Annotated in this window: 16 protein-coding genes, 2 pseudogenes, 4 riboswitches and 1 other annotated feature; of the genes and pseudogenes, 7 read left to right on the top strand and 11 right to left on the bottom strand. The window is 67.0% G+C overall.

Annotation, left to right across the window (positions count from 1 at the left end):
• The 3 genes and pseudogenes from EV656_RS16775 to EV656_RS07665 form a co-directional block, all read right to left on the bottom strand.
• Positions 1 to 616 (bottom strand): annotated as a pseudogene (locus EV656_RS16775) (IS3 family transposase); the annotation flags it as partial.
• Positions 213 to 329 (bottom strand) — a sequence feature (AL1L pseudoknot). (Overlaps the previous pseudogene by 117 nt.)
• The gene (gene metE, locus EV656_RS07670; protein WP_132601779.1) at positions 570 to 2,279 is read right to left on the bottom strand and encodes a 5-methyltetrahydropteroyltriglutamate--homocysteine S-methyltransferase; all 1,710 of its coding nucleotides are present in this window, start codon (positions 2,277 to 2,279) and stop codon (positions 570 to 572) included. The pseudogene EV656_RS16775 and the gene metE, both read right to left, overlap by 47 nt.
• Positions 2,280 to 2,480: 201 nt before the next feature.
• Positions 2,481 to 2,888: an acyl-CoA thioesterase gene (locus EV656_RS07665; RefSeq protein ID WP_132601777.1), complete on the bottom strand. Its 408-nt coding sequence runs from the start codon at positions 2,886 to 2,888 to the stop codon at positions 2,481 to 2,483.
• A 130-nt stretch (positions 2,889 to 3,018) separates the two neighbouring features.
• Here EV656_RS07665 and EV656_RS07660 point away from each other — a divergent pair, with 130 nt between their 5' ends.
• The gene (locus EV656_RS07660; protein ID WP_132601775.1) at positions 3,019 to 4,431 is read left to right on the top strand and encodes a short-chain fatty acyl-CoA regulator family protein; all 1,413 of its coding nucleotides are present in this window, start codon (positions 3,019 to 3,021) and stop codon (positions 4,429 to 4,431) included.
• Here the strand turns inward: EV656_RS07660 and EV656_RS07655 are convergent.
• Genes EV656_RS07655 through EV656_RS07645 form a run of 3 tightly spaced genes read right to left on the bottom strand, consistent with a single transcriptional unit; the run spans position 4,401 to position 7,233 of the window.
• On the bottom strand, positions 4,401 to 5,027 hold the full coding sequence (locus tag EV656_RS07655; protein WP_132601773.1) for an anaerobic ribonucleoside-triphosphate reductase activating protein: 627 nt from the start codon (positions 5,025 to 5,027) through the stop codon (positions 4,401 to 4,403). The two genes, EV656_RS07660 and EV656_RS07655, sit on opposite strands and share 31 nt — an antisense overlap.
• Positions 5,020 to 5,208 (bottom strand): anaerobic ribonucleoside-triphosphate reductase, encoded by a 189-nt coding sequence (gene nrdD / locus EV656_RS07650; protein WP_132601771.1) that lies wholly within the window; start codon positions 5,206 to 5,208, stop codon positions 5,020 to 5,022. Before nrdD ends, EV656_RS07655 begins: the two co-directional genes overlap by 8 nt.
• Before the next feature lie 12 nt (positions 5,209 to 5,220).
• Positions 5,221 to 7,233: a ribonucleoside triphosphate reductase gene (locus EV656_RS07645; RefSeq protein WP_132601769.1), complete on the bottom strand. Its 2,013-nt coding sequence runs from the start codon at positions 7,231 to 7,233 to the stop codon at positions 5,221 to 5,223.
• Between the two features lie 238 nt (positions 7,234 to 7,471).
• Positions 7,472 to 7,661, bottom strand: a riboswitch (cobalamin riboswitch).
• Between the two features lie 178 nt (positions 7,662 to 7,839).
• Positions 7,840 to 8,056, top strand: a riboswitch (cobalamin riboswitch).
• A gap of 291 nt (positions 8,057 to 8,347) precedes the next feature.
• Here EV656_RS07645 and EV656_RS07640 point away from each other — a divergent pair.
• The 4 genes from EV656_RS07640 to cobN all read left to right on the top strand — a co-directional run bounded on the left by EV656_RS07640 (position 8,348) and on the right by cobN (position 14,486).
• A complete protein-coding gene (locus EV656_RS07640) occupies positions 8,348 to 9,253 on the top strand; it encodes a homocysteine S-methyltransferase family protein (protein WP_200276695.1) in 906 nt (301 codons plus the stop codon).
• A gap of 175 nt (positions 9,254 to 9,428) precedes the next feature.
• Positions 9,429 to 9,640, top strand: a riboswitch (cobalamin riboswitch).
• Positions 9,641 to 9,762: 122 nt separating this feature from the next.
• On the top strand, positions 9,763 to 10,143 hold the full coding sequence (locus tag EV656_RS07635; RefSeq protein ID WP_132601767.1) for a DUF1636 family protein: 381 nt from the start codon (positions 9,763 to 9,765) through the stop codon (positions 10,141 to 10,143).
• Positions 10,140 to 11,177: a cobalamin biosynthesis protein CobW gene (gene cobW / locus EV656_RS07630; protein ID WP_132601765.1), complete on the top strand. Its 1,038-nt coding sequence runs from the start codon at positions 10,140 to 10,142 to the stop codon at positions 11,175 to 11,177. The genes EV656_RS07635 and cobW overlap by 4 nt, the downstream gene beginning before the upstream one ends.
• A gap of 6 nt (positions 11,178 to 11,183) precedes the next feature.
• Positions 11,184 to 14,486, top strand: coding sequence for a cobaltochelatase subunit CobN (cobN, locus tag EV656_RS07625; RefSeq protein WP_132601763.1), 3,303 nt, complete (start codon positions 11,184 to 11,186; stop codon positions 14,484 to 14,486).
• A 19-nt stretch (positions 14,487 to 14,505) separates the two neighbouring features.
• On the opposite strand, the pseudogene EV656_RS07620 reads toward cobN, so the two are convergent.
• The 5 genes and pseudogenes from EV656_RS07620 to EV656_RS07600 all read right to left on the bottom strand — a co-directional run.
• A pseudogene (locus EV656_RS07620) lies at positions 14,506 to 15,090 on the bottom strand (energy-coupling factor ABC transporter ATP-binding protein); the annotation flags it as partial.
• Between the two features lie 58 nt (positions 15,091 to 15,148).
• Positions 15,149 to 15,943: a cobalt ECF transporter T component CbiQ gene (gene cbiQ / locus EV656_RS07615; RefSeq protein ID WP_132601759.1), complete on the bottom strand. Its 795-nt coding sequence runs from the start codon at positions 15,941 to 15,943 to the stop codon at positions 15,149 to 15,151.
• 3 nt (positions 15,944 to 15,946) lie between these two features.
• Positions 15,947 to 16,537, bottom strand: coding sequence for a cobalt ABC transporter permease (locus EV656_RS07610; protein WP_132601757.1), 591 nt, complete (start codon positions 16,535 to 16,537; stop codon positions 15,947 to 15,949).
• Positions 16,534 to 17,151, bottom strand: a complete 618-nt coding sequence (gene cbiM / locus EV656_RS07605; RefSeq protein ID WP_132601755.1) for a cobalt transporter CbiM — start codon at positions 17,149 to 17,151, stop codon at positions 16,534 to 16,536. Before cbiM ends, EV656_RS07610 begins: the two co-directional genes overlap by 4 nt.
• A gap of 11 nt (positions 17,152 to 17,162) precedes the next feature.
• Complete coding sequence (locus EV656_RS07600) at positions 17,163 to 17,930, bottom strand: DUF4198 domain-containing protein (RefSeq protein ID WP_132601753.1); 768 nt, start codon at positions 17,928 to 17,930, stop codon at positions 17,163 to 17,165.
• A 155-nt stretch (positions 17,931 to 18,085) separates the two neighbouring features.
• A riboswitch (cobalamin riboswitch) is annotated at positions 18,086 to 18,296 on the bottom strand.
• A 115-nt stretch (positions 18,297 to 18,411) separates the two neighbouring features.
• Between EV656_RS07600 and cobO the strand changes: the two genes are divergently transcribed.
• Positions 18,412 to 19,038 carry a cob(I)yrinic acid a,c-diamide adenosyltransferase gene (gene cobO / locus EV656_RS07595; protein WP_132601751.1) on the top strand — a complete coding sequence of 209 codons (627 nt, stop codon included), beginning with the start codon at positions 18,412 to 18,414 and terminating at the stop codon, positions 19,036 to 19,038.
• Positions 19,039 to 19,252: 214 nt separating this feature from the next.
• On the top strand, positions 19,253 to 21,493 hold the full coding sequence (locus EV656_RS07590) for a CRISPR-associated endonuclease Cas3'' (protein ID WP_132601749.1): 2,241 nt from the start codon (positions 19,253 to 19,255) through the stop codon (positions 21,491 to 21,493).
• Positions 21,494 to 21,527 lie beyond the last annotated feature (34 nt).

Genomic DNA, 21,527 nt, shown 5'->3' with positions numbered 1-21,527 from the left:
AATCCCATGACCTTCATCAGCCTTTCCACGGTGCAGCGGGCGATGTCATGTCCCTCGCGGCGCAACTGATGCCAGACCTTGCGGGCCCCATATCGGCCTCGACTGCCATCAAAAGCCTCCTTGATGGCGGCCATGTCCAGCCGATCCTGCCTGGCTCGATCCGATGCCAGGGCGGGGTCCCGTTCCACAGCCTTGAAGCTGTAGAATGTCGATGGTGCGATCCCCAGAACCCGGCAGATCGGCCCGACACCAAAGACGCTACGGTGATCGTCGATGAACGTGATCATTTGCGGAACGGGCGGTCGAGCTCCGCCGCAGCGAAATACGCGCTGGCCTTCTTCAAGATCTCGTTGGCGGTCCGGAGTTCACGGTTCTCACGCTCCAGTTCCTTGATCCGATCCTTCTCGGCGCTCGTAAGCCCGGCCCGCTGTCCGGCGTCGCGCTCGGCCTGCTGGCACCAGACCCGCAGGCTGTCCGGCGAACAGCCAAGCTTCGGCGCGATCGCCTTGTAGGCGGCCGTGTCGCTGGCGTAATCGCCACGGTGCTCTCGAAAAAGCCGAACACCGCGTTCACGCAGTTCGGACGGATAGGCGGGGGTGAATCTCTGCTTCGTCATAGGGCTCATCCTTTGAGTGTTTTACTCTCCGGTAAACCCGGGGCGGTTCAGACCAGTCCACCGTCATCGGTGCGGGGCGCGAAACGTCGCCATAGATCAGCGGCGGTTTCACGCAGCGCGAGCCATAGCTCTGCACCCAGCCGAATTTCGTGAAGGCAAAGCCCGCAAGGTGTTCGCCGAAATACTCTACCATGTCATTTCGCTCGAACTCGCCATGGACCAACATGTCCAGGCCCAACGCTTCCTGCTCGGCGATGCAGGCGCGGGTTTCCTCCTTCAGGAAGGTGTCATAGGCGGCGGCGTCCAGCGCGCCGCGGCGATGGGCGGCGCGGGCCTTGCGCACCTCTGCGGTCTGCGAGAAGGATCCGATGGTCGTGGTCGGGAAAGGCGGCAGATTTAGCCGCGCCGCCTGCGCCTTGCGCCTCTCGGGGTAGGGTCTTTGCCGTTTCAGGTCGGCGGGGGTGATGGCATCGGCGCGGGCCAGAACCGCCGCGTCGTGGATACGGGCCGAGGCCCGGCGCGCGGCGCTGGCCTTGTCAGAGGCTGCCATCCGTGTCGCCACGGCGGCGCGGCCTTCCCCCATCGCGCGGGCAAGGGCCTGGGTTTCGCCCAGCTTCTGCACCGCGAAGGCCAGCCAGCTTTTCAACTCGTCGTCCAGCGCCTCTTCCTGTGCCAGGTCGACGGGCACATGCAGCAGCGAACAGGACGGCGCGATCTGAATCCGGTCCGGCCCCAGGGCCGCAAGCGCCGGTTTCGCCTGTGCCAGCTTGCGCGAAAGATCGGTGCGCCAGACATTGCGCCCGTCGATCAGGCCCAGCGACAGCACCTTGTCGCGGGCCAGCGGCAGCAGGGTGTCCAGTTGCTCCGGGGCGCGCACCAGGTCGATATGCACCCCTGCCACCGGCAGGGCCATTGCCAGCGCGGCATTGTCGCCAAGCGCACCGAAATAGCTGGCCAGCATGATCCTGGGGCCGGCCTCGGCCAGGGCGGCATAGGCCACTTGCAGGGCTGTCTTTTGCTTGGCGGACAGGTCCAGCGCCAGCACCGGCTCGTCGATCTGGACCCATTCCGCCCCGGCGGCCCCCAGGCCATCAAGAACCTGCGCATAGAGCGGCAGGATGGCGTGCAGGAAATCCAGCGGGTCCAGGTCGGCGCCCCTGGCCTTGGCCAGGCTCAGCCACGTCACCGGGCCGATCAGGACCGGCCGCGTCGCGATCCCCAGGCGCTTGGCCTCGATGAACTCGTCCACCGGCTTGGCGGAGGACAGCGCAAACCGCATGCCGTCGGTCAGCTCGGGCACGATGAAATGGTAGTTCGTATCGAACCACTTGGTCATTTCCATCGCCGGGGCATCATCTGTGCCGCGCGCCATCGCGAAATAGGTATCCAGACCGACCGGCCCGCCCGAATGACCGAACCGTGCAGGCACGGCGCCCAGCATGGCGGTTATGTCCAGCATCTGGTCGTAGAACGAGAAATCGTTGCTGGGGACGATGTCGATCCCGGCCTTCTGCTGCGCCTGCCAATGGTGGGCGCGCAGGTTGCGGGCGGTTTGTTCCAGGGCCTCGGCGCTCAGATCGCTTTTCCAATAGGCCTCGACGGCCTTTTTCAACTCGCGCCGCGCGCCGATGCGCGGGAAGCCCAGATTTGCGGACTGGATCATATGTCTCTCCTTGCTCCATCCGAGGGTGGCCCTTGACGGGGTTGGCTTTGCTTGGCGAAAAATGGTCATCGATCACCGTTCGAGTGATGGGTCATGTCAGGGCGGCGTCGGGCGTCCGGCCGTTTGCCACCCCTGCCGGTCAGACAGGTTCGGGGGCGATGCCGGCCACGATGCGCCGGTTCGGCGCCTCATCGGCATCCATCAGGCTTGTGCCTCCATCGTGTCCGGATTGATCGGGGCGGGGCGGCCGCTTTCGTCGACTGCGACCATGTCGAAGTGACCGCTCATCGCGAGGTGGCGCGCGCCGGTGGTCAGGGTTTCGACTTCGCCGGTGATGTCGACACCCATCGAGGTCCGGCCGACGCGGGTGATCGTGGCGGTCAGTTCCAGCATCTGACCGGGCAGGACGGGCGTGCGGAAATGGATCTTGTCGGACGCCGCCATGACCACGCGCCGCCGCGCCCGGCGGCTGGCGGCGAGGAAGGCGGCCTTGCTCATCAAGGCAAGCCCGGCTCCGGCAAACAGCGTGCCGTGGTGGTTCACCGTTTCGGGAAAGATCAGCGCCGTCATCTGGCTTGCGTCGCCGTTCCTGATCGCTGACAGGGACATTGTTTGCAACCTTTGCATTGCTCGGGGGCTGCAAAGGGCATAAACACTCATTTAGCGTGTTGAAATAAATGAAAACGCGAAGATTTGCGATGATTTGGGTCGGATTTGCAAAGCTTGCGAAGGTGGGGCGATGAAGAAGGCCTATCTCGGCGGGCGGTTGCGTCAGTTGCGCGAGGCGCGCGGCCTGACCCAGGCGGCACTGGCCGCGCAACTGGACATCTCGCCCAGCTATCTCAACCAGATCGAACGCAACCAGCGGCCCCTGACCGTTCAGGTGCTGCTGAAGATCAACGCGGCCTTCGGGCTGGACATCCAGCTGTTTTCGGAAGAAGGCGACGCGCGGCTGTTGGCCGAGCTGCGCGAGGCGGTGCAGGGCGGCGAGCCTGCGGTCGGTTTGTCCGAACTGCGCGATCTGGTGGACAATGCGCCCGCGCTGGCCCGCCGCTTCATCGCGCTGCACCGCCGCGCGCGAGAGGCAGAGGATCGCGCCGCCGCGCTGGCCCTGACGCAGGGCGCAACCGACGCGATGCGGGTGCCCGCGCCGTTCGAGGAGGTGCGGGATTTCTTCTACGACAATCGCAATTTCTTCGATGCGCTGGATGCAAGGGCCGAAGCGCTGGCCGAGGGTGTGGGCCTTGCCCCGGGCGATCCGCTGCCGGGATTGGCCGCCCGGCTGCGCGACCGGCACGGCGTGACGCTGCGCAAGGATGACGGGGAAACCGGCGATCTGCGCCGTCTGGATGCCGGGCGGCGCGAACTGGTGCTGTCGGGGGGGCTCAGCCCCGGACAGATGGCGTTCCAGGTCGCCACCCAGATCGGCCTGATCGAGGCCGAGGACGACATTGGCGATCTGGTCGCGGGCGCTGCCTTTTCCGGCGACGAGGCCCGGCGGCTGGCGCGGATCGGACTGGCCAACTATTTTGCGGGCGCGGTTCTGATGCCCTACGGCGCCTTCTGGCGCGCGGCCGAGGGCGCGGGCTATGACATCGACTGGCTGGGCCACCGCTTCGGCACTGGGTTCGAGGCCACCTGTCACCGCCTGTCCTGCCTGCAACGGCCGGGCGCGCAAGGGGTGCCGTTCTTCTTCCTGCGGGTGGACCGGGCGGGCAACATCTCGAAACGGCAATCGGCGACGGATTTCCACTTTTCCAAGGTCGGCGGCTCTTGTCCGCTGTGGCGGGTGCATTCGGCCTTTGACCATCCGGGCGAGATCCTGACCCAGATCGCCGAGATGCCCGAGGGGCGGCGCTATTTCTGGGTCACGCGCACGGTGCTCAGCCGGCGGGGGCGCTATGGTTCGCCGGGCAAGGAATTCGCCGTGGCGCTCGGCTGCGATATCGCCCATGCCGCGCGGCTGGTCTATTCCAAGGGGCTTGATCTGGCCGATCCGGCAGCGGTCACGCCGATCGGCGCGGGCTGCAAGGTCTGCCCGCGCGAGGGGTGCCCGCAGCGTGCCTTTCCGATGCTGGGGCGGCCTCTGACGGTCGACCCAAGCCGCGCGCAGTTCGCGCCCTATGGGCAGGCCACGTCGCAAAGCGCCTGATCGGTGCAGCCTGCGGCGCGGAACGGCTGGCGGCGCGAGGGCGGCAGGGCAAGGGCGGCCAGGTTCGCATCCATGCGCGACAGATCGGCGGGGCCCAGCAGCGCGGGGTGCACCGTGGTCCGCAGATCGAAGGCCACGCCGCTGTCGCGCAACAGGATCAGGCTGTCGCGTGCCTTGGCCCCGCTGCCGGGGGCGCCGGTGATCCGGTCATAGGCGTCGAACGGCGCCTTTACGTCGAACCCAACCCAATCCAGCCGCGGCAGAACCTCGGCCAGCCGGGCCGGGTAGGGGCCGCCGGTGTGCAGCCCGGTGCGGAACCCCATCGCCCGGATTTCGCGCAGCGCATCGGCCAGCCCCTTTTGCAATGTCGGCTCGCCGCCGGAAATCACGACCCCGTCCAGCAGGCCGCGGCGGCGGGTAAGCAGGTCCGCCACCTGGTCCCAGGGGATCGTGCCCGGCCCGGCGGGGATCAGCGCGGTGTTGTGGCAATAGCGGCAGGCCCAGGGGCAGCCCTGACAGAACAGGACCGCCACCAGTTCGCCGGGCCAGTCCACGCTGGAATGCGGTTCCAGCCCGGAAATGGCGATCTCAGCCAAGGCGCGCCTCGGCCTCGTCGAAATAGACGCGATCGGCCGCCTCGCCCTTCTTGCCGGTGTTGAAGGACGCAACCGGGCGGTGATAGCCCATCACGCGGGTCCAGACCTCGCAGCGGGTACGCTCTTCGTCGGTCAGTTCGATATCGTCGCTCAGGTCGTCCATGTTCAGGGGTTTGTTCATCGTCTTTCTCCTTCAGCTTGCTTTCAGTTGGGCACGTTTTGCCGCCCGCAGTTCTGCGTCGCAGATCGGGCAGAATTCATGTTCGCCCGCGATGTAGCCGTGTTTCGGGCAGATCGAGAATGTGGGCGTCACGGTGATGTAGGGCAGGCGAAAGTTTTCCAGCGCCCGGCGGACCAGCTTCTTGCAGGCCTCGGCCGAAGATACCCGTTCGCCCATGTAGAGGTGCAGCACGGTGCCGCCGGTATATTTCGCCTGTAGCGGTTCCTGGTGTTCCAGCGCCGCAAAGGGATCGGCGGTCCAGCCCACCGGCAGTTGGGTGGAATTGGTGTAATAGGGCTGATCCGCAGGCCCTGCCTGCAGGATACCGGGGTAGCGTTTGCGATCCTCGCGGGCAAAGCGGTAGGTCGTGCCCTCGGCCGGTGTCGCCTCCAGATTATACATGTGCCCGGTCTCTTCCTGATAGGCGACCATGCGTGCGCGCAGATGATCCATGAACCGCAGGGCAAAGGCGCGCCCCCACTGGGTCGAGATATCCTCGGCATCGCCGGTGAAGTTGCGGATCATTTCGTTCACGCCGTTCACGCCCAGGGTCGAGAAGTGGTTTCGCAGCGTGCCGAGATAGCGCTTGGTATAGGGGAACAGGCCCAGATCGATATGGCGCTGGATCACCTTGCGCTTGATTTCCAGGCTGGTGCGCGCGATCCCGGCCAGCCGGTCCAGCGCGGCCAGCAGCGCGGCCTCGTCCCCCTTGTGCAGATGCCCCAGACGGGCGCAGTTGATGGTGACGACACCCAAGCTGCCGGTCTGCTCGGCCGATCCGAAAAGCCCGTTGCCGCGTTTCAGAAGCTCGGTCAGGTCGAGTTGCAACCGGCAGCACATGGAACGGACCATGTGCGGCTCCAGTTCCGAGTTCACGAAGTTCTGGAAATAGGGCAGCCCGTATTTCGCCGTCATCTCGAACAGATACCCGGCGTTTTCGCTGTCCCAGGGAAAATCGGTGGTGATGTTGTAGGTTGGGATCGGAAAGGTGAAGACGCGCCCCTTGGCATCGCCTTCGGTCATCACCTCCATATAGGCGCGGTTGATCATGTCCATTTCGGACTGCAACGCGCCATAGGTGAAATCGACCTCGCGCCCGGCAATGATCGGCACCTGTTCGCGCAGATCCTCTGGGCAGGTCCAGTCGAAGGTGAGGTTGGTAAAGGGCGTCTGCGTGCCCCAACGCGAGGGCACGTTCAGGTTATAGATGAATTCCTGCATCAACTGGCGGACCTGATCGTAGCTCAGGTGATCGCGCCGTACGTAAGGCGCCAGATAGGTGTCAAAGGAACTGAACGCCTGCGCGCCTGCCCATTCGTTCTGCAAAGTGCCCAGGAAATTGACGATCTGTCCCAACGCGCTGGACAGATGCGCGGGCGGGGCGGATTCGATGGTGCCGGGCACGCCGTTCAGCCCCTCGGTCAGCAGGGTGCGCAGGGACCAGCCCGCGCAATAGCCCGCGAACATGTCCAGGTCGTGGATATGGATGTCACCGTCGCGGTGGGCTTGGCCGACCTCGGGCGGGTAGATGTGGCTCAGCCAGTAATTCGCGGTCACCTTGCCAGAGGTGTTCAGGATCATGCCCCCCAGCGAATAGCCTTGGTTGGCATTCGCGTTCACCCGCCAGTCGGACCGATCCAGATATTCGTTGATCGAGCGTTCCACATCGACCAGCGTGCGCCGGTCCTCGCGCAGGCGGGCATGCTGTTCGCGGTAGACCGCATAGGCGCGCACGGTGGCCATACAATTGGCCCCGATCAGCGCCTGTTCGACGGCATCCTGAATATCCTCGATCCCCGGCGCGCCGCCCGCGTGGCGATAGGACAGCACGCGCACCACCTGATCGGTCAGGCGCGCGGCCTCGGTTGCGTCGAACTCGCCCGTGGCCTCGCCCGCGCGGGCGATGGCGCGTGCGATCCGGCCCGCGTCGAAGGGAACTGTCTGCCCGTCGCGGGTGACGACGGATCTGGGGGAAAGCGCGGTCATCGTATCTCCTGGCATTGTCGGAAATCCCGGTCCTTGCCGCCGGTTGCCTTTGCGGCCGGGGCGGGGCCCATCGGCCCATGGTCCAAACCGCGTGCGCGGGCAGGGGCGTGGTGGTCGGCTGGTGTCATGCTTGTGTCCCCTTTCCTGTCTTCGACGAACCGGGGACACGGGCAGGCGAACCATCGGCCGCTGGCCGGGTTTCGCAGAACACACGCACCCCCAGGCCCTCCGCCTGCGGTTATCGTATCGCGCCCTGGCAGGTTTCCTGGCTCGCGGGTCTTTGCTTGGCTGGCCTTCCCGGGAATGGCCCCAGTGGCATGTCTCAGCCTTGCTTGCCGCTTACAGTTGCGGGGGCAGCACCGGCGCTTCACCGGTTTCCCTCTTAGCCCATGACGCGAGTCACGGGCACCAAAGCTACGGCATGTTGGGGTATCTGGGGCGAGCCTGTCAACATATAGGCAGGGTTGCAGGCCGCGACCTTTGCGCACCACGGGCGCGGACTGGCAATGACGCCGCTGTTTTCGCCGCGTGCAGGGACAATTCGGGAATTGCCTGCCCGGGATGGTTGTCCCTGCGTTTTGCCACTTGTGAGGCATCCGCCGCGTTTGCTAACGATCGCTGGATGGTTCCCTGGGGCCTTGGGGCTCTTGGGATGAAAAGGGAATACGGTGCGGTGTCGCGATCGCGCGCCAAGTCCGTGACTGCCCCCGCAACTGTAGGCGGAGAGCACGCCCGAGCGACTCCACTGGCCCAGCACAGGCCGGGAAGGATCGGGCAAGCCACGACCCGCAAGTCAGGAGACCTGCCATCGCCGATGCAACCTCAACCCGGGCGGGGAGGCCCGGAAAGGAGATCACGATGATGCAACCCGAATTCCCGGTGCACGCAAGGCATTCCCGGCGGCGCGACCCGCGCGCGATGGCCGCCCCGGCCTGACCACGCCGACCGGCGCGCTGTTCGCCGATCCACGTATCCCCAATTCATGGCCGCCTGCCGCACGATCAACCGTGATCCGGCGGCGCCCAGTCTGCCCGTTGCGCACAGCATCGGCAGGCATGCTCGACGCATCGTTTTGTCCGTCTATGTCACGACGGCAAGGAAAAGGAGACAACCCTTGGACATCACCCTTCTGGACGGCGGCATGGGCCAGGAACTGGTACATCGCACGGGCAAGGCGACGCCGCTTTGGGCGATCCAGGCGTTGTTGGAAACGCCCGATCTGGTCGGCGCCGTGCATCGCGATTTCTTCGATGCGGGCGCCGAGGTGGCAACAACGAACACCTACGCGGTGCTGCCCGACCGGCTGGCGGCCTTCGGGATGGCCGACCGGCTGGAGGATCTGACCATGGCCGCCTGTGACATCGCCGCCCGCGCGCGGGACGATGCAGGCGGCGGGCTGGTCGCCGGAGCGCTTGGCCCGCTGGGCTTTTCCTACCGCCCTGACAATGCCCCGCCAGCCGAAGAGGCAGCCGAGATTTACGCCCGCGTCGCGCGCATTCAGGCGCGGGTCGCCGATGTTCTGCTGCTGGAAACGATGTCTTCGGTCGATCAGGCACGCGGCGGGGTGATGGGCGCGCAGGTCGCGGGAAAACCCGTCTGGCTGGCCCTCAGCGTGGATGACACCGACGGCACGCGCCTGCGCTCGGGCGAGCCGCTGGCCCAGATCGCGCCGCTTCTGGAAACCTTTGCACCCGCCCGCGTTCTGCTGAACTGCTCGCGCCCCGAGGCGGTGTCGCAGGGCGTGCCGATCCTCGCCGGGCTGCACGACCATGTCGGCGCCTATGCCAACGGCTTCACCCGGATCGATCCGCGCTTCAACGGGATCGGCGCGACGACCGATCTGCTGAGCACGCGGCAGGATATCGGCCCCGCCGCCTATGCCGAATTTGCCCAAGGCTGGGTCGCGGAGGGCGCGCGCACCGTGGGCGGCTGTTGCGAGATCGGGCCGGCCCATATCGCCGAACTTGCCCGCCGGCTGAAGCCTGCGGCCGGTCCGGTGATCCCCGCCGCGGGTCCATAACCCCCGTTCGCCCGGCGGGGCCGGGTCATGGGCGATGCAGGCGTGTTTGCGCCCAATATCGATCTGTTGCGCCGGTCACCGGGGCGTGGCCGCACCGCCTGTCCCGGCCCGGGGCGGGCGCGGTTCCCAGCGGCAAGGACCGCCAGCGCGCAGCTTGACAACTTCCGGCCAATGGTTGCATCACACCCCTGTTGGTGCCCGCCTTCGGGTGGGTGAAAAGGGAATGCGATAAGGGCCACCAGGTCCGAAGCGCAGCCGCCCCCGCGACCGTGACCGGAGAGGCTGCCCCACGCCACTGGCCGACAAGGCTGGGAAGGCAGGGCAACCGCCAGACGCCCACGTCTGACATCCGCAAGCCGGGAGACCTGCCAGCGCAGTACGACGTAACCGGACGGGGTGTTCCGGTGTCGGGTCCGGCTTCGGCTCTGCCCGCCATCTGCCCTTGTCCCCTGAGCTATGGGGTCAGACATCTTGCCTTTCTTTACCTTTCAAATCTACGGGATACCCGGATGAGCGGCGCGCCTGACGGCGTGGTGGAACTTCTGGTCTGTGTGAAGTGCCGGCAGGGCGAACCTGCCGAACCCGAAGAGGTGACGCGCGGTGCGCGGCTGCACGGCGCGCTGGCCGAACGGAACCTGCCCGAAAACATCCGCCTGATCCCGGTCGAATGCCTGTCGAACTGCACCCGCGGCTGCACCGTCGCGCTGCGCGGGCCGGGGCGCTGGACCTATGTCTACGGCAATCTCGACGCCAGCCACGCGCCCGTGCTGGCCGAGGGCGCCCTGAAATATCGTGACGCGCCCGACGGCCTGGTGCCCTGGCGCGAACGCCCCGAACATTTCCGCAAGAACTGCATCGTCCGTATCCCACCCTTGGAGGGGGCCCAATGACCGACCTGACCAAACTGCCCGTCACCGTAATCACCGGGTTCCTGGGGTCTGGCAAGACCACGCTGATCAGCCACCTGATGCAGAATTCGGGCGGCAAGCGCCTGGCCGTTCTGGTCAACGAATTCGGCGATGTCGGCGTGGACGGCGAAATGCTGAAAGGCTGCGCCATCCCCGACTGCCCGGCCGAGAACATCATGGAACTGGCCAATGGCTGCATCTGCTGCACCGTGGCCGACGATTTCATCCCCACCATTGAGGCGCTGATGGCGATGGAGCCGCGCCCCGAACACATCCTGATCGAAACCAGCGGCCTGGCCCTGCCCAAGCCGCTGCTCAAGGCGTTCGATTGGCCCGATATCCGCTCGCGTATCACCGTGGACGGCGTGATCGCCGTCGCCGATGCCGAGGCCGTGGCGGCGGGGCGCTTCGCCCCCAATGTCGCCGCCGTCGATGCCCAGCGGGCCGCCGATGACAGCATCGACCACGAAACCCCGCTGTCCGAGGTGTTCGAGGACCAGATTTCCTGCGCCGATATCGTGCTGCTGACCAAGCCCGATCTGGCCGGGCCAGAGGGGGTGGCCACCGCGCGCGCCACCATCGAGGCCGAGGCGCCGCGCAAGCTGCCCATCATCGAGGTGGCCGAGGGCGCGGTGGACCCCCGCGTGATCCTGGGGCTGGAGGCCGCGGCCGAGGACGACCTGCACGACCGTCCCAGCCATCACGACGACGCCCACGATCACGACCATGACGATTTCGAAAGCGTCGTGGTGGAACTGCCCGAACAGGCCGACCCGGCCATCCTGGCCGGCCGGATCGAGGCGCTGGCGCGCAGCCAGAACATCCTGCGGGTCAAGGGCTATGCCGCCGTTCAGGGCAAGCCGATGCGCCTGCTTGTGCAGGCCGTTGGCGCGCGGGTGCGCCATCAGTACGACCGGCCCTGGGGCGCGGACGAACCCCGCGCCACGCGGCTGGTGGTCATCGCCGAGCATGATGATATCGACCCCCGCGCCATCCGCGCCGCGCTGGAGGGCTAGGCGCCGATGCATGTCGTCTTCCGCGAAAGCCACGGGCTGGAGGAAACCGAGACCCCAACCGATCTGGCGCAGGATCCCGCCGATCTGGTGGTTCTTTCGTTTTCCGACAGCGATCTGGGGGCTTTCGCGGCGGGCTGGCATCGCGGCGGCGGGCCCGAGGGGCGGATGCCCACGCTGCGGCTGGCAAACCTTGCCGCGCTGAAACACCCGCTGTCGGTCGACACCTATGTCGAGCAGACGCTGGAGGGGGCCAAGGGCATCCTGATCCGCCTGATCGGCGGGCGGGCCTATTGGGACTATGGCCTGCAACATCTACAGGCCCTGGCCCAGGCGCGCGGCATTGCCCTGGCCGTCCTGCCCGCCGACGGGCGCCCCGATCCGCGACTTGATGAGGTTTCGACCCTGCCGGTTTCGACCCTGCGTCGTCTGGCGCATCTGTGCGACACCGGCGGGACGGTCGCCGCGCAGGCGGCGCTTGCGCAGATGGCGCTGGCCGCCGGCCTTTATGCCGGGCCAGTGCAGGGGGCCAAGGTGATCCCGCAGGTCGGTGCCTGGACGCCGGATCAGGGCGTGTGCTGCCCGCTGGTCGATCTGGGGCCCACCACGAACCGCCCCCGCATCGTGCTGACCTTTTACCGCGCCTACCTGACCGCGGCGGATCTTGATCCCATCGCGGCGCTGTTCCGGGCCTTCCGCGACCGGGGCTGCGATGTGACCGCACTTTTTGCCCCCTCGCTCAAGGCGCCCGATGTTGCACGCTGGCTGGCCCGCCAGATCGCGCATCTGAAACCGGACGCCATCGTCAACGCCACTGCCTTTTCCGCGCGGGGCGAGGACGGCACGACCCCGCTGGACGCAGGCGGCGTGCCGGTCTTTCAGGTGGCGCTGGCCACCTCGACCGAGGCCGCCTGGGCCGAAGCAGAGCGCGGCCTGTCCCCCGCCGATCTGGCAATGCACGTGGTCCTGCCAGAGGTGGACGGGCGCATCCTGGCCGGGGTCGCCTCGTTCAAGCAGGCGCAGCCGCGCGACCCGTATCTGCAGTTTTCACGCCACGCCCACCGCGCCCGCTCCGACCGCATCGACGCGATTGCCCAGCGGGTGCTGGGCTGGATCGCCCTAGCCCGCACACCGGCGGCGGACAAACGCCCGGCCATTGTGTTGTCCACCTATCCCGGCAAGCCTTGGCAGATGGCCCATGCGGTTGGGCTGGACGCGCTTGCCTCGGCCGAAGCCGTGCTGGAGGATCTGGCCGGGGACGGTGTGCTCGTCGCGCCCGGCCCGCCGCTGGACCAGGCCCTGATGCAAGACATGCTGGCCTGGCCGGTTGCAGCCTACCAGGCCGCACTTTCCCGCCTGCCGGACAGTCTGCGCGCGGCGTTGACGGAAAGCTGGGGCGCGCCAGAGGACGACCCGGTCGTGCGCGACGGTGCCTTCCATTTCCCGGCAACACGGCGCGGTGCGGTGCTGGTCGCGCTGCAACCCGAACGCGGCGATCCGGCAACCCGCGACGACGATTATCACGATGTCCACCGCACCCCGCGCCATGGCTATGTCGCCTTTTACCTATGGCTGCGACAGGAAATGGCCTGCGACGCGCTGATCCACATGGGGGCGCATGGCACGCTGGAATGGCTGCCCGGCAAGGCGGTGGCGCTGTCGGATACCTGCTGGCCCGAGGTGCTGATCGGGGCGCTGCCGGTGATCTACCCTTTCATCGTCAACGACCCCGGCGAGGCCGCGCAGGCCAAGCGGCGCATAGGTGCCGTTACCCTGGGCCATATCCCGCCGCCCCTGCGCCAGACCGGCACGCCCGGAAAATTCACCCGTCTTGAGGCGTTGCTGGACGAGTTTTCCAACGCCGACGGGCTGGACCCCAAGCGCCGCGCGCGGCTGCAATCGGATATCCGGTTCGAGGCCCAGTGCCTGGGGGTCGAGGACGATCTGGGCCTGGACGCCACCGCCTGCCCGGCAGAGGCGATCACCCGCATCGACCGCTTCGTCTGCGACGTGAAGGACAGCCAGTTCGGCGACGGGTTACATGTCTTTGGCCGCGCGCTGGCGGATGCGGGCAGTTTCGACACTGCCCCCTCGGTCGCCGCCGAACGCGCGGCTCTGCAGGCGGCGCTGGCGGGGCGGCAGATCGCGCCGGGGCCGTCCGGGTCGCCCTATCGCGGGCGGCAGGACGTGCTGCCGACGGGGCGGAACCTTTACACCACCGATCCGCGGTCAGTGCCCACCCGTTCGGCCCATGCGCAGGGTGTGAAACTGGCCGAGGATCTGGTGCGCCGCCATCTGCAGGATCAGGGCGACTGGCCGCGCGGGCTGGTGGTGGATTTGTGGGGGTCGGCCACGATGCGCACGGCGGGCGAGGATTTCGCCATGGCGCTGCACCTGCTGGGCGTGAAACCTGTCTGGGACGCGGGGTCGGAACGGGTTTCGGGCATCGAGGTGCTGCCAATCGCCCTGCTGGACCGGCCCCGGCTGGATGTGACGCTGCGGGTCTCGGGGCTGTTCCGTGACGTGTTCCCGACGCTGTCGGCGCTGTTTCAACAGGCGATCCGGGCCCTGGCCGCGCGGGACGAAACCCCCGACTGGAACCCCTATGCCGGGCGCGAGGTCGGCGCGCGGGTCTATGGCCCCGCGCCGGGCAGCTATGGGTTGGGGATGGGCGCCGCGGCGGAAAACTTTACCGATGCGGCCCGCCGCGCGGCGGGCGAGGCGTGGCTTGCCGCCAGCGCCTGGGCGCTGGACGGAACCGGCGTCGCGCGCGATGCCGCCGGCCTGAAGGACCGCGTTGCGGGCGCCGATGCCTTTGTGCATGCCCAAGACCTGCCCGAAACCGATATCCTGCTGGCCGCCGATTATGCCGCGCATGAGGCGGGCTTTGCCGCTGCGCAAGCGGTAACGGGGGGCAAGGCCGCGCTTTATCACCTGGACAACACCGACCCGGCCCGGCCCCGCACCCGAACCCTGAGCGAGGAGGTCGCCCGCGTGGTCCGCGCCCGCGCCGCGAACCCGGCCTGGCTGGCGGGCATGCGCCGCCACGGGTTCCGTGGCGCGGCCGAGATCGCAGCGACGCTGGACCACCTGGCGGCCTTTGCGCATCTGGCCGGCGTGGTGCCGCCGCATCTGTTCGACCTGTATTATCAGGCGACGCTGGGCGATGACGATCTGACCGCCTTCATGGCAGAGGCCAACCCCCAGGCGCTGGCCGCACTCCGCGCCCGTTTCGCGGCATTGGCGCAGGCGGGGTTATGGCAAAGCCGCAGCAACTCCATCGCTGCGGGGCTGTTCGCTGAAGGGGAATAACCAAACGGCGGGCGCGCGGTCACCCTGTCTCGGGGCACAAGCGCCCCTCGTTCAGCCGCAGGCTGTCGGGGGCGATCTGCGCGCGAAAGCGGGTGTCGTGGCTGACCAGCACCATCGCCTGGGGCAGCGCGGTGAGGATCTCGACCAATCGTGCCGCGTTATCTTCGTCCAGCGCGTTGGTGGGTTCGTCCAGCAGTAAAACCTCCGGTTCCATCGCCAAGACCGTGGCCAGCGTCACCAGCCGCTTTTCCCCGCCCGACAGCTTGTAGGTCACGCGCTCGCGCAGGTGGGTCAGGTCTAGCCGGGTCAGGACATCCTCGGCGATCGCCAGCGCCTCGTCCCGGCTTTTGCCCAGGTTCAGGGGGCCAAAGGCGATATCCTCGGTCACCGTGGGGCAGAACAGCTGATCGTCGGGATCCTGAAATACCAGCCCGGCGCGGCGGCGCACCTCGTGGAAATCGGCCTCGGCCCGCCGGACCTGGCCAAAGGCCGCGACCGTGCCCCGGTCGGGCACCAGCAGCCCCACCATGATCCGCAGCAGCGTTGATTTGCCCGCCCCGTTGGCCCCGGTGATGGCCAGCCGCTGGCCAGCCTCAAGCGTCAGGCCCGCCCCGCGCAGGATCGGCGCGTGACCGGGATAGGCGAAATGGATGTGGTCCAGTTCAAAAAGCGGCATGGGCGATCTCGGTGGCTGACAGACCTGCCAGCATCAGCGCCAGCCCCCCGGCGAACGCTGCGTCCCGCGGGCCATAGCGCAGCGTTTCCAGCAACGGTATTCGGCCCGAAAACCCCCGGCATTTCATCGCGCCCAGCACCCGTTCCGACCGCTCGACCGCGCGCACCAGCATCATGCCGACCAGATAGCCCAAGCTGCGATAGCTGTGCAGGCTGTTGGCGGGACGGAACCCGCGCGCGCGCATTGCCTGGCGCAGGCGCAGGTATTCGGCGCGCAGCACCTCGATATAGCGGATGGTGAACATCAGCAGATGCACCAGCCTTTCAGGTGTTCGCAGCCGCGACAGCGCATGGCCCAGGGTCACCGGCTCCATCGTGCCGACCAGGACCAGCAGCGCCAGAACCACCGCATTGGCGGTCACCGCGATCTGCGCGGCCTGTTCCAGCCCCTGCCATGTGGCCGTCAGCGCCCAGATCGCGAAGGCCGGATCACCCGGCGCGGTGAAGGGCAGCAGGACCAGCAGGAACAGGATGAACCCGTCCATTGCCGCCATCCGGCGCAGGGTCGGCCGCAGCGGCAGGCGCGACAGGATCAGCAGCATACTGGCGAGTGCCAAGGCCGCCAGCAACACCGGCAGCCAGTCGCACAGCACGGTCACCAGGGCAAAGGCGCAGGCGCCAAGGATGCGCGCGCGCGGGTCCACCCCGCCCAGCACGCCGCCCGCGCGGTCGCCGCCCGTTTCGCGCAGGGCCTTTTGCGCCTGCGTCAGGACATGGCCCATTCGCTAGGCCGCCAGCCTGCGGCGCGCGGCAAGGTAGAACCCAAGGCCGAACAGGCCGAAGATGTAGCCGATCCCGCCCAGAACGGTTTGCAGGTCGTGGTGTTCCTTGTAGGCGGCGATCTCGCGCCGCAGGGGGCGGGTTTCGTCGCGCACGATGCGGGCGATTTCGGCCTTGTCGGCGGTGCTGAGACCGGCCAGCGCCGGGGCGGGGGCGCCGCTTGGGGCAACCTCGACCACGGGGTCGGCCGTGGCGGGGGCTGGTGCGGCCTTGCCCAGGATCGCGGCGACCTCTTCGCCGGTCATCTCGAACTCTGCCACGTGGCCGGCGCCCAGATCGGCGCGGAAGATGTGGCGCACCGGCGCGGTGGGCCGGTAGGTGAAATAGCCGTCGGCGTCGGTCCGGGCCTCGCCCAGCTTGGCCCCGTCGCCGTCGAACACTTCGACCAACTGGTCGGTGGCCATGTCGCCGTTGGAAAACCCGACCTCGCCCTCGATCACGTCGCCGCTGGGAAAGGCCGAGGCGATCACCTTGTGGGCGGCAGCGGGCAGGGGGGTCAGCGCCAGGCAAAGCATAAGGGTCAATGCGCGGATCATGTCGCCGCTCCTTTCAGCGTGTCGAAGAGGTCGGGTTTGACCTCAACGGCCAGGTAGACGGCGGCGGCGGACAACAGCCCCTCGACCGCCATCACGGGGATATGGGCAAAGAAAACCAGCTTGGCCGCGGGGATGAATTCGTCCCCCGACAGCATCAGCGACAGCCCCACAAGAACGGTGGTCAGCGCAATCGCCAGCGCACCGCCGAACCCGGCCCACAGCGCGGCCAGCGGGGGCGCGCTGCGGGTCACGCCGCGCCAACAGAGGTAATGCACGATCACCGCGGGCAGCGCGATGTTCAGCGTGTTCACCCCTAGCACGGTCAACCCGCCGAAGCCGAAGAAAACCGCCTGTAACAGCAGCCCGACGAAGAGCGCCGGGAAGGCGGCCCAGCCGAGCACCAGCCCGGCCAGACCGTTGAGGATCAGATGCACCGAGGACGGGCCGATCGGCACATGGATCAGCGAGGCCACGAAGAAGCTGGCCGCCAGCACCCCGGCGGCGGGGATTTTTTCCAGCGGTAACTGGCGCAGGCCAAGGGCGATGCCGCCCGCTGCCAGCGCCGCGCCGCCCAGGACGACCTCACCCGCCAGCGCCCCGTCCACGATATGCATTTGCCTGCCCCCTATTTCACGTCGTAGGCGCGGATCCAGATCACCGCGTCCTGGGACAGTTCCTTGCCCTCGTGTTCGGTGTCCGGGCCGACGCCGAGCGCGGCAAAGCCCCAGTAACCGGCCCGCGGAATGCCGAAGGTGAATTCGCCATCCTGGTCCGAGATCGCGACCACGGCCCCGCCGGGCATCGGGCCGACGGTGGCCTCTTTCGGGCTGCCGGTCGTCATGTCCGGTTCGGCGGCCATGTATTCGATTTCGATCTCGGCACCGGCCACGGGCTGGCCGTCGGACAGAACCCGGCCGGTAAAGGTGGACCCGGCCATTACGTTGTAGGGTTTGACCAGCGGCAAGATCTCTGTCTTCAGGCCCTGCGGTTCGGTCCAGTCGGTGGGCAGGGTGTTGCGGTTGAGATAGGCCTTGGTGATCTGCTGGATATAGATGTCCTCGGACCCCTCGTAATAGGGGGCGGGAACCGTCACCAGCACGTAGTCGCCCGAGCGTTTCACCGGCACGCTGGCATCATAGGCCACGGCCGCGTTGTCCGCGCCGTTGAAGGTCGTCTTGGCCAGCGTGTCCTTCAGGTCGATCTTCTCGCCGCGATGGATGGCGTAGAATTCCAGCGGTTCGCCCATGTCCATGACATGCCCGTTCTCGAACGGGTGCCAGAAGATCAGCTTGACCGGCACATCGCCGGGCCGCTCGATCAGCGCCTCTTCGGTGTAGGACAGCTGGAAATGCGCCGCGGCCAGGGCCGGGACGAGCGACAGGGCGGCCGTCATCGTTTTGCGGTTGAAAACCAAGGATCTTTTCCTTTCATCGGTGGCGGCGCAAGGGCCGCGGTCGGAAAGGACGAAGGGGGATCGAAGGCACGAACAGGCCACGCAGGCCGATCCGGGCCAGACGCGCACCCCGGCGTCCGGTGGAATCCGCGCGGGTTGCGCGCGGGTGTCCGGCAGGTCTCCTGGCTTGCGGGTCGTTGCTTGGCTGGCCTTCCCGGGGGATGTCCCCAGTGGCGTGTCACAGCCTTGCTCGCCGCTTACAGTTGCGGGGGCAGCCGCGGAATTGCACCTGTCGGTGCGCACCGCGTTCCCTTTTCACCTTCGACTGCGGATGCAGCCGAAAGAACCGATCACGCGTCTGTCATGTCAAAGAGACAGCCGGCCTGTCAATCGCCAAATACGCCGCCCGTGGCGATCCGTTTGACGCCGGGGTTGAGGCGCCTAAGGTTGCGCGCACCCGTGATCGCAGCAAGGACAGGACATGCCCGAAACGCCCCCCGCCACCGACGAAAACGCCCGCCATGCCGCGAAGATGGCCAAGCGCAAGGCCGCGAAAGATCGCGCGCTGGAGGGCAAGACCGCCGAAAAGGGGCTGGTCATCGTCCATACCGGCGCGGGCAAGGGCAAATCCTCGTCCGGGTTCGGGATGATCCTGCGCTGCATCGCACACGGCATGCCCTGCGCCGTGGTGCAATTCGTCAAGGGCAAGTGGGACACGGGCGAACGGCGCCTGCTGACCGGCCATTTCGGCGATCTGTGCCAGTTTCATGCCATGGGAGAGGGCTTTACCTGGGAAACGCAGGACCGCGCGCGCGACATCGCCGCCGCCGAAAACGGCTGGCGCAAGGCGCAGGAACTGATCCGCGACCCCGCGATCCGTATGGTCCTGCTGGATGAAATCAACATCGCCTTGCGCTATGGCTATCTGGACGTGGACGCTGTGCTGGCCTTTCTGGCGGCGGAAAAACCGTCCCTGACCCACGTCGTGCTGACCGGGCGCAACGCCCCCGAACCGCTGATCGAGGCCGCCGATCTGGTCACCGAAATGACGCTGGTCAAGCACCCCTTCCGGGCGGGCATCAAGGGCCAGCCCGGGGTGGAGTTCTGAGCGGTTTGAAAGCGCGCCATGCTGTGCAACATCGCGGCCTGGCCCGACAGCTCCACGCCCTGGTCGGGCGGGTGGAACGGGGCGTTTGGCGTCGGTAGGTGGGGTGCTATGGGCGGCTGGTGGAACGGCGTGACATCCGCAGTTGGGCGGCATAACGGCCCGAATTCCCCGACGTTCATCTGGTCAACGTCCTGCGCGGTGTTAGGCTTCGGCTATGGTTGGTGAAATCCGTTATGCCCATTCCGGTTCGGCCGCTGATCGGTCAGACTGGCAACCGCTGTCCGAGCATCTGGCGCAGGTCGCGCAACTGGCTGCGGCGCGGGGCGCGCCCCTTGGTCTGGCAACCGCAGCATCTATCGCCGGACGTTTTCACGATCTGGGCAAATACGACCCCGCTTTCGACCGCGTTCTAAGGGGGGAGCGGGGGCCGATCGTCGATCATTCGACCGCGGGCGGCAGGGTTCTGTGCGATCAGGCAAACCCACGCATGAAACCCGTGGCAGAGGTTCTGGCCTACGCGATCCTCGGCCATCATGCGGGGCTGCCGGACAAGTCCACGGCCGACAATGCCTGTCTCGACCGGCGGATCGAAAGAGATGCGGCCCCGCTCGATCCCGCCTGGCAGGCGCATCTGCCGGTCGAGATCGAGGCCGCCGGACAGGAGATCCAAAAGCTTCTGAGGATGTCCGCAAAGGCGGGGTTCGACTTGTCGGTGGCGGTGCGCATGATCTTTTCCTGCCTCGTCGATGCCGATTTCCGCGACACAGAGGCGTTTTACGACCGGTTGGAAAACCGCAGCCGCAATCGCGACTGGCCAAGCCTGCAAAGCCTGTTGCCCGAGTTTCGCAAAAGGTTTCAGGCACATATGGCCGGTCTCAGCAGCGACTCGGACATCAACAGGCTGCGCGCGGACATCCTGTCCCATGTGCGCGCCAAGGCGCCCTTGCCGCCGGGGCTGTTCACGCTGTCGGTGCCGACCGGGGGCGGCAAGACGCTGGCCTCGCTGGGTTTTGCACTGGATCACGCGGCGCGGCATGGGCACCGGCGGATCATCTATGCCATTCCCTATACCTCGATCATCGACCAGACCGCCGCAATCTTTCGGGACGTTCTGGGCGCTGAAAACATCCTGGAACACCACAGCGCCATTGAGACGGAGAACGGCGGCGAGGAAGGGCCGGCCAAGGCCCGCCTGGCGATGGAGGACTGGGCGGCGCCCGTCGTGGTCACCACGAATGTCCAGCTGTTCGAAAGCCTGTTTGCCGCCCGTCCCTCGCGCTGCCGCAAGCTGCACAATATCGCGGGCGCGGTGATCGTCCTGGACGAGGCGCAATGCCTGCCGCGCAAGCTTCTGTTGCCGACGCTGGCGATGATCGACACCCTGGCCACCCATTACGGCTGCACGGTGGTTCTGTGCACCGCGACCCAGCCCGCCTTCGACAGCGACGAGTTGCAGCAGGGCGGCCTGCCGTTGGCCGGGCGGGAACTGGCCCCCGATCCCAAGACGCTGGCGCAGCAGCTGGGTCGGGTGCGGATCGTGCAGGGCGGCGAGATGGACGATACCGCGCTGCTCGGTGCACTGGGGGCCACGGCGCAGGGCGTCGTGATCGTCAACAGCCGCAAGCATGCGCTCGACCTTTATCGTGCGGGCAAGGCGCAGGGGCTGGAGGGGCTTGTTCACCTGACGACCCGGCAATATCCGGCCCACCGCCGCGCGGTCATCGCCGATATCAAGGCGCGGCTGGCGGCGGATCGGCCCTGCCGCCTGATCGCCACCAGCCTGATCGAGGCGGGGGTGGACCTGGACTTCCCCCGCGGCTGGCGGGCCGAGGCGGGGCTGGACTCGGTCATACAGGCGGCGGGGCGCGTGAACCGCGAGGGGAAACGACCGCTGGAGGCATCGGTTCTGACGGTGTTTTCGCCCGCCGAGCATGGCGCACCCGCAGAGGTGAAAAACCTGGCCAAGGCCATGTGGACCACCGCAGCGAAGTTCGACGATTTGCTCGCCTCCGAGGCGATCCGCAGCTGGTTCCGAGAGGTCTATTGGCGGGTTGGGCCGGACCGTCTTGGCTCGAATATGTTTGATGACCTATTATTCACAGGAACATCTTCCCGTTTTCAGTTCCGCAAGGTGGCTGCGGACTATCGCATGATCGACAGCCCGATGGTGCCGGTGATCGTGGCGGTCGAGCCGAAGGCGCAGGAGGAGGTTACCAAGCTTGCGGTGGAAAAGGTGCCGTCAGGGGGCATCGCCCGCGCCTTGCAACCCTATGTGGTGCAGATCCCCGAACGGGCGCGCGAGATCCTGCGCGCGAATGGCAAGGGCGATTTCCACGCCCGCGACCTGCGCGGCGACCAGTTCTTCGTCCTTGGCGCGCCGTCGCTTTACCACGACGATTTTGGCCTCTGGTGGGAAGAGGCAGAGTATCTGAGCGCCGATCAGGGGATTGTGTGAGGGGTGACAGGACTTGACCTGCTCCGCTCAGATG

Origin of the sequence: Rhodovulum adriaticum (genome assembly GCF_004345735.1) — a bacterium.
Classification (GTDB): Bacteria; Pseudomonadota; Alphaproteobacteria; order Rhodobacterales; family Rhodobacteraceae; genus Rhodovulum; species Rhodovulum adriaticum.
Note: the sequence above shows the minus strand (reverse complement) of the source record. Positions and strands in the feature narration are given on the sequence as shown.